At 70.1% G+C, this 13,096-nt stretch carries 9 protein-coding genes; 6 read left to right on the top strand and 3 right to left on the bottom strand.

Annotated features, from left to right (window positions below):
• Window positions 1–136 precede the first annotated feature (136 nt).
• From OGH68_RS31890 to OGH68_RS31875, 4 genes are all read left to right on the top strand, one after another.
• Entirely contained in the window at window positions 137–3,598 is a 3,462-nt protein-coding gene (locus OGH68_RS31890) for a sigma-70 family RNA polymerase sigma factor (protein WP_264248843.1), read from the top strand.
• Between the two features lie 72 nt (window positions 3,599–3,670).
• Window positions 3,671–6,796 (top strand): helicase-related protein, encoded by a 3,126-nt coding sequence (locus OGH68_RS31885; protein ID WP_264248842.1) that lies wholly within the window; start codon window positions 3,671–3,673, stop codon window positions 6,794–6,796.
• On the top strand, window positions 6,793–8,652 hold the full coding sequence (gene drmB / locus OGH68_RS31880; RefSeq protein ID WP_264248841.1) for a DUF1998 domain-containing protein: 1,860 nt from the start codon (window positions 6,793–6,795) through the stop codon (window positions 8,650–8,652). The genes OGH68_RS31885 and drmB overlap by 4 nt, the downstream gene beginning before the upstream one ends.
• Before the next feature lie 8 nt (window positions 8,653–8,660).
• Window positions 8,661–9,761, top strand: coding sequence for a DNA helicase (locus tag OGH68_RS31875; RefSeq protein WP_264248839.1), 1,101 nt, complete (start codon window positions 8,661–8,663; stop codon window positions 9,759–9,761).
• 258 nt (window positions 9,762–10,019) lie between these two features.
• Here OGH68_RS31875 and OGH68_RS31870 read toward each other — a convergent pair whose 3' ends face one another.
• Window positions 10,020–10,586 (bottom strand): TetR/AcrR family transcriptional regulator, encoded by a 567-nt coding sequence (locus OGH68_RS31870; RefSeq protein ID WP_264248838.1) that lies wholly within the window; start codon window positions 10,584–10,586, stop codon window positions 10,020–10,022.
• 88 nt (window positions 10,587–10,674) lie between these two features.
• Between OGH68_RS31870 and OGH68_RS31865 the strand changes: the two genes are divergently transcribed.
• Window positions 10,675–11,136 (top strand): nuclear transport factor 2 family protein, encoded by a 462-nt coding sequence (locus OGH68_RS31865; RefSeq protein ID WP_264248836.1) that lies wholly within the window; start codon window positions 10,675–10,677, stop codon window positions 11,134–11,136.
• A 197-nt stretch (window positions 11,137–11,333) separates the two neighbouring features.
• On the opposite strand, the gene OGH68_RS31860 is transcribed toward OGH68_RS31865, so the two are convergent.
• On the bottom strand, window positions 11,334–12,122 hold the full coding sequence (locus OGH68_RS31860; protein ID WP_264250385.1) for a MerR family transcriptional regulator: 789 nt from the start codon (window positions 12,120–12,122) through the stop codon (window positions 11,334–11,336).
• A gap of 32 nt (window positions 12,123–12,154) precedes the next feature.
• Between OGH68_RS31860 and OGH68_RS31855 the strand changes: the two genes are divergently transcribed.
• Window positions 12,155–12,661, top strand: coding sequence for a DUF6194 family protein (locus tag OGH68_RS31855; RefSeq protein ID WP_264250383.1), 507 nt, complete (start codon window positions 12,155–12,157; stop codon window positions 12,659–12,661).
• A gap of 87 nt (window positions 12,662–12,748) precedes the next feature.
• Here OGH68_RS31855 and OGH68_RS31850 read toward each other — a convergent pair whose 3' ends face one another.
• Window positions 12,749–13,003 carry a hypothetical protein gene (locus OGH68_RS31850; RefSeq protein WP_264248835.1) on the bottom strand — a complete coding sequence of 85 codons (255 nt, stop codon included), beginning with the start codon at window positions 13,001–13,003 and terminating at the stop codon, window positions 12,749–12,751.
• Window positions 13,004–13,096: the final 93 nt, after the last annotated feature.

Genomic DNA, 13,096 nt, shown 5'->3' with positions numbered 1-13,096 from the left:
GCACAGCGTACACGACTGAGCGACTCTTGACCAATGCAATGTAGTGTTTACAACGTAAACGGATTGAGCGTATGGTGACTCGTGAACCGGGCGGTCCAAACCAGCCCGTCACTTGTCGCGTGAAAGTTGGGTGGCCTTGGATCTCAGGACCTCGCTCGCAGCCCTGTATCGCAACCTGGTCGAGGCGGCGGTGGACGGCGTCGTACAGCCGGCTGCCTTCGAAGCCGAAGTGGCGGACCTGGGGCTCGACGACACCGCGCGAGCGAGGCTGCTCTGCGAGCTGGACCGGATGGGACTGCGCCTGGACACCTCAGTTGTTCAGTTCTCAACCACTTCAGACTCGCAGGATGTGAAGAAGGTTGTACGGCCGCGCACGAGTACCACACAAACGGGGGGCGCGACTCGGTCGCGCGTTCGGACGGCGCTGAATCTGGTGGCGCGGTACTCCGCGGACGGTTCGGTGCCGGAACGGGTCGTTGTCGGCGCGGCGAGGCTCGCAGGGCTCACGGGCACCGAGTCGGCGGAGCTGAGGGCCGCAGCGGCGGCGCGGTTCACCGTGGTCGCCGACGTGGTGGCCGTATCGACCCGTGCCGCTACGTCGCCACGCTCCGAGGCCGTTCCCGGAGCCCTCGACACCGGCACTCCACCGGCCCCTGCTCTCCCCGTGCCCAGTGCGGAAGCCGGGGCACCGACGCTGCCGGAGGACGGCGACATCGACCGGGCCGTCTCGGCGGCGCTGACACTCCTCGAGGAAGACCGGTTCAACGTGCGCCCCGACAAGCGCATTCTTCTGGCTGATGAGGAAGTCGGTCTCAGCGTGTTGCTGCGTGGTGGCCCCGACCGCATCGGCGTCGAGCCCACCGCCGAAGAACTGGCGCAGCTACCGGCCACGCACGTACGCCGCAGGGCCCGCGACTGCTTCGCCGCACACAACCAGCGGCTCGTTCACTCCGTCGTACGCGCGTACATCGGCCAGGGCCTGGACTACGAGGATCTGTACCAGCACGGCACCCTCGGGCTGATCAAAGCCACCCGCAAGTACGACCCTCGGCAAGGCAACAAGTTTTCCACGTACGCGACATGGTGGGTACGACAGACCGCGACCAGGGCCGTGGCCGGCGAGGGAAGCCCCATCCGCATCCCCGTACACATGCACGAGCAGGTCCGCAAGGTCGCTCGCGTGGAGCGCGAGTTGCTCTCTGCCGGCCGTTCGCGAAGTGCCGCCGCCGTGGCCGTGGCCTGCGAGATGTCCATCACAAAGGTCGAGGAGATCCGTCGGATCAGCCGGGTCACCGACTCGCTGGACCGGATCATCGGCGACGGCGCCCACCTCGGAGAGCTGATCACGGCCCGCACTGCGCTGCCGTCGGTCGAGGGTGCCGTCCTGCAGTCCTGCGCGGACCGGAACGTGCACGATCTCGTGGCACTGCTTCCCGAGCGCTACGCCCATGTTGTGAACCGGCGCATCGGACTCGACGACGAGGAGCCGGCCACACTGGACGTCATCGGCGCCGAGCTCGGCGTGACGCGCGAGCGGGTGAGGCAGCTGGAGAGTCAGGTGTTCGCCGTCCTGAGGTTCGCATTGGAGGCCACCGCGGCCGATCCGATTACTGCGCTGAACCGCATGCTGGCAGCGGCCCAGAGCGGCAACCCCGTGAGCTCGGTCAGCAAGGCCCTCAGAAACAGCCAATGGCGCGCCGGGGTTGACGCCATGCGCTCCTTCCATGCCCGGGAAGGACACGCCCGCCCGAGCCACGACCACCTCGAGGACGGATTTCCACTGGGGCGCTGGGCAGCCGAACAGCGCGCGGAAGCCGGTGAGACAGGCGACCGCATCCCGGCACAGCGCAAGGTCATTCTTTCTCTGGTCGGCTTCAGGTGGGACGCGCCGAAACTCGCCGCCAAGCGGAAACACGAGGCATTGAAGCGCCGGAGGGAGCTCCGTCAGCGGGCTCTTGCCCGAGCGGTACAGCGCCGCGCACTGTTGCTGCCCCCGGTCTCGGACGCAGCGGAGCCCGAAGAGCCCGAGGAGACCGGCACATCGAATGCAAGCCCGACCCTGGCGACGGGGCCGCAGGGGAGCGGCCTTGCGGCGGAGAAAAAGCCTGACGCTCACACGCCGGCCCCTCAGACACACCCCGACGAGCCCGAGCTGCGGCCCGAAACGGAGCCGACGGCCGCACCGAAGCCGGAGTCCGGAGCCGAGCCGGAGTCCGAGCTGAATCCGCAATCGGTTCGGCCCGCTGAAGAGCCGGCGGCGCGACAGGCCGAGGCGCACGAGCTCTATACAGGGCGATGGGAAGACGCCGTCGAGCTGTCCGTGACGCTCAACCGCAGTGTGCGATGGATGGCGCACTATGTGCATCTCGCCCTCGGTCACCTGCTCCTGGGTGAGATCCTCGGCCTGTATCCCGCGCTCACGGTCGCCAAGGTGGCTGGTGGGGACCAGTTGCCGGACCGGCCGGTCACGCAGGCGCTCGAGGTGCTCGTCAAGGTGCTGGACTCTCTCAAGGAGCGGCGGCTGCGGCCGGAGGACTTCTTCGAGTGCCCGTCGCCAGCCCTGCTGGGCCGGTCCCCCAGGGCCTATCTGGCCACGCACCCTCTGGTGAAGCCCGAGGGACGCCTGGCGCTCTCACAGGCACTCAAGGAGTTCGAGCCGAGCCGCCCAGGCACTTCCGGATCAGAGACGGAGCCGGAGCCCGGGGTGGATCCGGCCAGGACTGACGTGCAACCGCAGGAAGCGGTGCAGCCGCCGGCCGCACCGGAGCCCGTGGACAGCGCTGCGCAGGTCGCCCTGGATGAGGCACAAGCCGCCGCCACGCACGTGGAGTCGAGGCTCCTGGCGCTGGAGGCCGATGTGGGCCGACGCATCGCACGCGCCCGCGCCGAGGAACGCAACCGGGCGCTGGCGGAGGCGCACGCGGTGCAGCAACGGGCGCAGTCCGGCGTGGCCGCGCAGATTGCGGCGGCCCGCGCAGAAGAGCGCGACAGGGCCCGCGCCCAGGCGGAGGCCGAAACGCTCGAGACGGTGCAGCGCATGAAGGCGGAGCTCGCCGCCACCGTGGCGGAGGAGGCTGCTCGGGCACGGGCAGACGAGCGGAACAAGGCGCGGGCCGAGGCACAGGCTGACGTGGCGCGGCAGGTCGCCGAGGCACGACGCGAAGCCGAGCTGCGGACCGCCGGAGCACGACGCGAAGCCGAGCTGCAGGCTGCCGAGGCTCAGGAGTCCGCAGAGGAACGGGCCCGGCAGGCCCACGGCGATGCGCTGCGTCAGATGGAGCGGGAGTACGCGGACCGGATCCGTCAGGTCGAGGAGGCGTCGCGCCGACAGTTGGCCGCGCTGGAGGAACGGCTGCAGGAGGCCGAGGCCGCATTCGCCGAGCGGGTCGAAGCGGCGCAGGCATTGGAGCACGAGGCGACGGAGCGTGTGCAGGCGGTGGAGCGGTGGGCCGAGCGGCGTGTCGCCGAGGTGCAGGAGGCCGCACGGGCGCGCATCGCCGAGCTGGCGGCGGGGGCCATGACGCCGGGGCCCGTCCCCACGCCGCCTCCTGCAGAGCCACAGGGGCCGGATCCGCGCAGGTGGTGGCGGCGGGGCTGAACCGCCTGACGTAGCAGTACTTCGAAGCGCCAGGGCGCTTCCCTCACCACGACAACAAGGAGAACCGAGTACGTGAATCCGCGAGACGAGCTCGTCGACTACCTGCGCCTGCAGCTGGTCGGTCCGGCGTTCGGCGAGGACGAGGTACTGGACGCGCCGCCGGACCGCCAATACCTGATGGGGACGCTGTACCCGCAGGACGCCGATCTCCAGCGGCGGCTGACCGAGACCGCTGAAGTGCTGGAGGGCCCTGGCGCCGAAGACGCGGCGGAGGACGCCGCACCGGCCACGGACCCGATACCGGAGTCCAACTCGTGGTTGCCGTCGTCGCTCGGGTTCAGTTTCTACACGGATGCCGCTGCCGTGGAGGTCTTGTGCGGGGCGGCGCGGTACGAGACGCGGCAGGGTGAACGCGGCAGGCGCTGGCACCGCGACACACTCCCGGTGGAGACGATCACGCTCGCGGCGGACGAGGAACGCAGGACGGTGCTCGACAAGCGGACCGAGATCCGGGTGCGGCGGCGCCGGTTCGGCGGCGGGCAACTCGTCACCGTGGCGCTGGTGAACACCGCGCACACCGCTGCCCCCGCGACGGCGGAGAGCGGGCGGGTGACGCAGTGGGACCGGATGCTCTTCCAGGTGCGGCTCGAGGCCCGGCCCGTCGGCGGCCGGATCCGGCCCTACCCGAGCGTGCGGCTCGCCAGCCGCGACCCGGAGGAGCAGGAGCTGCGGCTGCAGTACCGGCACGTGCTCACGCACGCGGTCGGCCACGGCTGCGCGGTCAAGGAGGTCCACGACCAGGCCGGGCACATCATCGGTGTGGCGGCCGCCGTCATGCCGGAGTCCGAAGTGCCGGCCGCCAAGGCCGCCGGCCCGGTCGGGCTGCCCGTGCTCCGGGTGCTGCATCTGGCGGACAGAGATGTCCCCGCCGATGAACTACGCGACGAACTGCTGGGGTTCGCGGCCGACTACCGCAAGTGGTACGAGCAGCAGCGGAACACCGAGATCCCCATGTGGGGCAGGGAGGCTGCGGACCGGATCCTCGACCGGATCGCGGCGGTGGTCGACCGGATCGAGTCCGGCGTACGCACCCTGTGCGACCCCCGGCGGCCCGAGTTGGTGGCGGCGTTCCGTACGGCCAACCGGGCCATGGCCCTGCAGATGCGCCACTCGGCACGTGACCAGGCCGGCGAGCGGCGAGCGCGCCGCGACCCGGTGGCCGCCGACCCCGAGCCCTACCCTGATGCCGCATGGCGCCCCTTCCAGTTGGCGTTCTTCCTGCTGGCACTCGACGGCGTGGTCGATCCGCGCCACCAGGACCGCAGCGTCACTGACCTGATCTGGTTCCCCACCGGTGGTGGCAAGACCGAGGCGTATCTGCTGCTGGCGGCGTTCGTGATGGTGCTGCGGCGGCGTGAGCCGGACGGCGGGGGCACGGCGGTCCTCAGCCGTTACACGCTGAGCCTGCTCACGACCCAGCAGTTCCAGCGCGCCGCGACCACCGTGTGCGCGCTGGAGGAACTGCGGCGCGAGGATCCGGCGACGCTCGGCGAGGAGCCGTTCTCCATCGGGCTGTGGGTGGGTCTGGCGACGTCCCCGAACACCTACGAGGCGGCGCAGCAGGCCTTCCGCGACGTGCGGGGCGCCGCCCGGCCCGAGGACGTGTTCATCCTGGACCGGTGCCCCTGGTGCGGGACACGCATCCTGCCGAGCCACAAGTCGCCTGACATCGGGGACTACGGGGTGCGGGCCGAGGCCGGCTCGTTCGCGTTCTTCTGCCCGCGGGACGCGTGTGTCTTCCACGACGAGCTTCCGGTGTCCGTCGTAGACGAGCAGTTGTACGACCGGCCACCGACGTTCGTGCTGGGCACGGTGGACAAGTTCGCCCGGCTCGCATGGGAGCCCCGCTCGGGGCGCCTGTTCGGCTCCGGCACCGGGCACGCACCGCCGTCGCTGGTCATCCAGGACGAGCTGCATCTGCTGACCGGTCCGCTGGGTTCGACGGTCGGCCTGTACGAGTCGGCCGTGCTCGGGCTGTGCACCCGCGACGGCATCGGCCCGAAGGTGGTGGCGTCCACGGCGACGATCCGCCGCTCCGGGGAGCAGGTGCGCGCGCTGTACGGGAGCGAGGTGCAGCTGTTCCCGCCCGCCGGGCTCGACGCACGCCACTCGTACTTCGCAGAGCCCGACGCCTCGCGGCCCGGCCGTCGCTATGTCGGCGTGATGGCGCAGGGCCACACGGCCGGCCGGGCTTCCGTCGCCACGGCTGCGGCGATGCTGCAGGGGGCGTGGGAGCTGCCGGAGGAGCACCGGGACGCGTACTGGACGCTGGTGGCCTACCACCACAGCCTCCGCGAGCTCGGCCGTACGGTAACGGCCGCGGCAGACGACATCCCCGCGCAGCTGGCCGGCCTCGACGGCGGCCGGGGCACGCGGAAGTTGACCGACCATCAGGTGCAGGAGCTCACGAGCAACCTGCCGCGCGCGGAGCAACCGGTGCTGCTGGACCGGCTGGAGAAGCCGTACACCGCCTCAGACGCGGTGTCGTTCCTGCCTTGCACCAACATGCTGTCGGTCGGTGTGGACGTGAAGCGGCTCGCCATGATGCTGATGCAGGGACAGCCGAAAACCACGGCCGAGTACATCCAGGCGACCAGCCGGGTCGGCCGTCATTCGGTGCCGGGCCTGGTGGTGACGTTTTTCAACGCCACACGCCCCAGGGACCGTTCGCACTACGAGACGTTCGACGTCTACCACCGGTCGCTGTATCGGCATGTCGAACCGACCAGTGTGACGCCGTGGTCGACACCGTCGCGTCGCCGTGCGCTGCACGCCGCGCTGGTGATCCTCGTACGGCACGGGCTGGGCCTGTCCGCCGAGAACCAGGCGGGCGACGTGCTGGACCGGCTGCCGGCCGTGGTCGCGCTCGCAGAGCAGTTGGCTGCACGTGCCGCCGCCGGTGATCCGCAGGCCGCCTCGGCCGTGCACGAGGAACTGGACGAACTGCTGTCGGCCTGGCAGCAGCAGGCGCTCGACGCCCGCAAGGAGGGCAAGGAGCTGTACTACCGCAGCCAGGGCAAGGGACAGATGAACCTGCTGAAGAACTTCGAGCAGTACGGGGGCCTGTGGGAGACCCCGCACTCGATGCGGAACGTCGACCGGGAGTGCCAGGTGACGGTGAAGGGGGCGGACCTGTGAGCAGGCGACTGCGGGTGCGGCAGGCCCAGACGGTGCTGCCGTTCGGGGTCGGGGCCGTGTTCGACATCCAGGGCGAGTCGTTCGTGGCGACCGGCATCGGCGACTGGCCCAAGCAGCGGCAGCCGGTCGAATCCCCGCGGCTGGCGAACCAGCTGAAGGTGAGCGGGTTCTACGCCGCTCCCCCGGCCGCCGACGACCGGTTCGACCGGCAGGACGCGGCCGGCGCCCCGTACATCCGATTCCCCTCGTGGCTGTTCTGCGGCGCGTGCCGCCGCATGGTCCGCTGGCGCATCGCGGACGAGAAGCCGGGCACACCGCCGCGCTGCCCGAGCTGTTCGCCGGTGCGGCAGCTGGCGCCCATGCGGTTCGTGCAGATCTGTGCGGGCGGACACCTCGGAGACGTCGACTGGTGGTTCTGGGCGCACTCCGGCCTTGATCCGGCAGCGCGGCAGGCGTGTACGACGCGTGACAGGCTGCGCTTCAACGTGTCGGAGCGGGCCACCGGACTCGAGGCGTTGTCCGTGGTCTGCACGGCCACGGGCTGTGACGCATCCCGTGATCTGCTCGACGTGCTCGGTACGCACGGGATGCGCTGCTCCGGGCGGAACCCGTGGCAGCGGCGGAACGAGGCCGCGGAGTGTGTCAAGCCGGTCCAGATCGTCCAGCGTACGGCGGGCAACGTGTACTACCCGGTGGTCAGTAGCGCGCTCGACATCCCCGAGAGCGAGGCCCCGGCCATGTTCGGTGACGAGCTTCTGGCCGAACGAGTGCGCTCGTCGGATCTGTGGGTGCCGCTGTGCCGGGTGGCGGGTACGCCGCGGGCCGACGCCTTCCGAGAGATGATCAAGGAGGACACAGGAGCGGACGACGCACTGCTCGACGCCCTCCTCACAGAGGAGACGGGCGCCGCCGCTCCCCCGACTGCCAAGGGGACCCTTCCGCAGGACGCCCCCGACGAGCCGGTCGTCCCCGACCTGAGCCGCGAGGAGTGGGCGGCCTTCATGTCCCCCGCTCCGCCCGCGACCCGCGACTTCGCCGTCCGCGCGACAGACCTCGGGCTCACCCATGAGGCGACGGAGCCGTGGGCAGGGCTGGGCAGGCGGGTCGATCGGATCGTGCTGGCGGACCGGCTGCGCGAAGTGCGGGCGCTGCAAGGGTTCCGGCGGGTCTCACCGAACTCGTCGTTCGTCCCGGCGGACACGGCGCGAAAGGCGCGTTGGCTGCCCGCCGTCGAAGTCTTCGGCGAAGGAGTCTTCCTCACCCTCGACAAGGCCGAGCTGAACGCCTGGGAGCAGGACCAGCGGGTGCGTGAGCGGGTCGCCGGTATGCGTGACGACCTGACGCGCTCGTTCCAGGCCGACCGGCTCGCCAGGGTGGCCGGCGACGAACTGTCCCCGCGTTTCGTGCTGCTGCACACGCTGGCGCATCTGCTGATCCGCCAGCTCTCGTTCGAGTCGGGGTACTCGACGGCCAGTCTGCGGGAGCGGGTGTACGGGCGGCCTGAGCACGATCAGTACGGGGTGCTGATCTACACCGCCGCCGGGGACGCCGAAGGCACCCTGGGCGGCCTGGTTCGGCAGGGTGAGGCGCCGCGGCTCGCCGAGACGCTGCTGCGGATGACGGAGGCCGCCGCCTGGTGCTCGGCCGATCCGCTGTGCGCCGAGCACACGGGGCAGGGCTTCGACAACCTCAACCGCGCGGCCTGCCATGCGTGCGCCCTACTGCCCGAAACCAGTTGCGAGACGGGCAACACGCTCCTGGACCGGGCGCTCGTCGTCGGCGGCGCGCAGGTGCCCGGTTACTTCGAACCGATCGTCGCGGCTGCCCGGTCGGCCGCAGCGGCAGCAATGGAGTGACCGCACGGATGACTGTCACCTACTTGGACCTGACGCCGGGCCAACGGGCGTCGCTCGAGGGCCTTCCATTCGACGGGCATCACGTCATCAGCGGACCACCCGGAAGTGGCAAGAGCCTGCTGGCGTCGCAGCGCGCGGTCATGCTGGCCCTCACGGGTGGGCCGTCCGTGCTGCTGACGCGTTCCAACCTGCTGCGGCAGGCGATCAACCCCGCCGTCAAGGCGCTCGGCCCCGAACGGGACGGTGTGGTCGTGGCGACTGCGCACTCGTGGCTGGCACGGTGGTACCAGGACCGGGCGGGCGTCGAGGCACCGCGCACGGACGACGGCTGGTACGACTGGAGTGCCCTTGTCCAGCAGGCGGCGCTGACAGAACCGGTGCCCGGTCTCTCGGTCGTCGTCGACGAGGGCCAGGACCTGCCCGTCGGCTTCTACCGCTTCTGCCGTGTGCTCGGCGCCCGCGTCACCGTGTACGCGGACGAGTGCCAGCGCCTGACCGACACCCACTCCACACTGGCAGAGATCGGCAAGGCACTCGGCGGGTGCGAGATGCGGGAGGTGGACGGAAACCATCGCAATACGCGGCAGATCGCGGAGCTGGCACAGCACTTCCACGTCGGCCGCATCGTGCCGGCGCTGCCCGAGCGCGACGGACCTCCGCCGTTTCTCCACTCCCTCTCCCGCCCGGGAGCGGTCACCGACCTGCTCGTCGGCATGGCGCAGTCATACCCGCGGCGCACCATCGGAGTCGTCCTGAATTCGACCATGGCCCAGTTCGACCTGCTGACCCGGCTGGAGCGCACCGCGCCTCGCCTCAAACCCCAGATGTACACCGCCCAGGCGACTCAGGGACGTTACCGCACCCTCGACCTGGCGCGGCCGGGCGTCGTCATCGTCAACCGGGCCAGCGCCAAGGGCCTCGGCTTCGACCACGTGGTGGTCCCGGACACCCACACGGACGCCGGGACCGACCCCACATCGGCGGCCCTCCGCATGGCGTACTACGTCCTGGCGACACGAGCGCGGCACGAACTGCACCTGGGGTACGAGGGGGAGGCCGAGCCGCCGCTGACCGCGCAGATTCCGCGACACGTACTCCTTCGCCGCTGACCGTCGCATGAGGCCCATGAGGGGCGTTGCGTCGGGCGGGAGAAGGTTCGAGCGGATCGCCGCCCAGACCGAGGCATGCGACCGGCTGGAAGCCACGCTCCGAGCGAAGACCGGTGGCCGGGTCCGCCTGCCGACCTGACCGGATGTCTCACGCCAACCTGACGGGCTGACGCACGCGGCAGCCCGCTCCCGGCTGCCCCGTGGGGCTGGAGGGGCAGTGTCGGCCGACGCGGCGGTGCCGGCCGGTGCGGCCAGGGATCAGGGCCTCCCGAGCAGTACGGCGGCGGCTGCGCGTGCGTGACGGGCCGGGGCAGGGTCGCCGTTGATGCCGGCTGTCACGATCGCTCCTTCGGCGAGCAGGAATACGGGTTCGACCACCGGGACTCCGGTGGCGTGGACCCACACCGCGACCTGATCGTGGAACTTCTCCTTGTGCGACCGGACTTCGGCCAGCACCGCCTCGGACGACGCCCCGAGTTCGCCGAACGCGTTGATCCAGGCGCATCCACGGAAACCGGGTTCGGCGAACCACTCGGCAAGCCAGTCGAAGACGGCGAGTACACGCTCGTGCGGATCCGGAACCTGCTCCACGCGGGCGGACAGGTTTCCCCTCCACCGCAGGTCGCGACGTTTGAGCATCGCGACCACCAAGTCCTCCTTCGCCGCGAAGAACCGGTAGATCCGCTTCAGCGGCAGGCCGGATGCCGCACGGATCTCGTCCATACCGACCGCCTGGATGCCACGCTCGCAGAGGAGCCTCTCCGCTGCGTCGAGCAGTGCCTCGCGGTCCAGACGGTTCTGCTCATCGGTGAGCGGGGCGGGCATGCCAGACTCCTTGACGTTGAGAACGGTCGTTCCCTACCTTAGACCCATCATTGAGAACGAACGTTCTCACCGCGACGAGGAGGCAGCAGTGCCGGAAAACCGCCCGCCCTACCCGCCCTTCACGCAGGAGACGGCCCTGCAAAAGGTCCAGGCTGCCGAGGACGCGTGGAACACCCGCGATCCCCATCGGGTGGCGCGGGCCTACACGCCGGACTCGAGGTGGCGGAACCGGGACGCGTTCATCAACGGCCGCGACGAGATCGTCGCCTTTCTGGCAGCCAAGTGGGAGCGCGAACTGGACTACGCGCTGCGCAAGAGTCTCTGGGCGTTCCACGAGGACCGGATCGCCGTCCGCTTCCAATACGAGTGGCACGACGCGGAAGGCCAGTGGTGGCGCAGTCACGGCAACGAGCTCTGGGAGTTCGACGAGCGTGGCCTCATGCGGCGCCGGGAGGCGAGCATCAACGACGTCGCCATCCCGGAGGCAGACCGGCGCATCCACGGCCCCCGGCCCAGAGACGAGTACGGAGTCGACCTCCCGCTCCGGTGATGCCCGCCGCAACGCCGCCGCCCCGAGGCGGTGGGCTGGTGACTCCCCGCGGCCGAAGTCAGTGAGCACCGAGGATGTCACCGCGCGCCCGGAGGCGTGAGGTTGGAGCAGGGAGAGCTTGCGCAGGACGGCCGGCGCGTGCCCTGGAGGCACGCCTCCGGCGGTCGCCAGGTGCCGGTCGGGGGTCCGGCCGGGTGTCACCTGCCGTCGGTGGCTCCGGACAGGCGGTCGTCGGGTTCCTGATCGGACGCGATGACGGCTGCCAGATCTGTGCCCGCCCGAAGCAGCGCAACGGTGCGTCCGGCGATCTGGTCAAGACGCTGTTGCAGGGTGCGTTCGGTCTCTTCCAGGCCGTCGAGCCGGTGCAGGGAGTTCATGACGTCGCGCACCGCGGAAACGCCGTAACCACTGCCGCGCAGGGCCGCGACGATGCGGGCCGCTCCGATCGCCGTAGGGCCATAGCGCCGTGCTCTCAGTGACGTGACGCGCTCTGGGGCGACCAGCCCTTCCTGCTCCCAGAACCGCAGGGCCGACGGACGTACACCAATTGCTCCGGCGAGCTCGGTGATCGTCATGGTGTCGCTCTCCTGCTCGAACTCGTCAACGGCCCCCTCCGCTTGGATCGCACGCAACGCCTTCTGCGCACGCAGAGCCTCGTCCCGTTCCCGCGCAAGCCGAACATGCACCGAGTTGATCGCCGCGGCGGCCACAGCGATCGTCGCCTTTCGCAGTTCCGCAAGCATCTTCCGTGCCTCGACAGGCCCAACGGCCTGTGCCAGTCCGCGATAAGCGCGAAGAGCGTGCACGTGCACAGGTGTATAGGCGCGGTAGCGGTTGCTCGATCGAGCGGCCGGGGGAATCACGCCCAGCCGCTCCAGGTCGCGGACCTGTTGCACCGAGTATCCCGACTCCCTGGCGACATCGACTGTTCTGAGCGGGACTCGTCGCCAGCCGCTCGTGGTCTCGCCCACCTGCCAACCCCACATGAGCACTTGAAGGTGATGCTTGAACCATGAGTATGGAACAGATCATCGCGACCGTACGAGGATTCGACGGCGCGCTCGTACTTCTCCCCGAACCGGGAAGCGACTTCCCCGAGATCGCGTGGGGGGACGCGTTCTTCTACTACGCCCCCGACGGCCGGACACCTGCGAACGCCCAGCCCTACGCGACGATCGTCACCAAGGACTACCCCGACGACACCGCTTCCGACCTCGACCCTCCAGGCCGCCGGCGTGTCAACATCCACCTCGACCGCGCGACGTTCCAGGAGCTCACCGGCGAGGAGCCGCACAGCCTCCGCCGCCCTCGCGACTACGCGGCAGCGGACACCGTGATGCCGCACCCGGTGTACGGCGCTGTCGGCTGGATCTCTGTCGTCAATCCCGGTGAGCGGACGACGGACACCGTTGTGCGGCTTCTGCGCGACGCACACGCGGCCGCTCGTGCCCGGTTCGCGCGGCGCCGCGGACCGGGACGGGCGCCGGAAGACCACTCGAGCAACGCGGGCGAGGGCCATTCCTGACGCCCCAAGGCGGCATCGGCTCCCAGGCGGACCCGGAGGTGCACTGCCGTCGCAGCACGGTCGCGCCCACACTCCCCACCACTGCTGTCAGGAGGCGGTGTTGAGGAGGCCGGTGCCCAGGGGGGTGGTGGCGTGCAGGGCGGTGTTGTGGTGGCGGGTGGTCGTGGCCAGGCCGTTTACGCTCGCCCAGCAGCCACCGGCGAACGCCGAGGCTCGGAGATGGCCGAGCTCCGCCCGGATGATGCACCGCCGGATGCTCGGAAACGGCTGCTGCGCTCGTCCGGTCGAGATGAACTGCCGTCTCGAGTCATTCGGCGAGCCCTGCACGCTCTTCGTCGCCACGATGGAGTTCCGGCCCACGCTCGAACGCCGGCGGGACGACGCGGGCGGCCAAGGGACAGATGGCCCGCGAGCAGATCTTTGACGGACTCCTCA

The sequence above is a fragment of the Streptomyces peucetius genome (assembly GCF_025854275.1).
Lineage (GTDB): Bacteria > Actinomycetota > Actinomycetes > Streptomycetales > Streptomycetaceae > Streptomyces > Streptomyces peucetius_A.
This window is presented reverse-complemented; position numbering and strand designations above follow the sequence as displayed.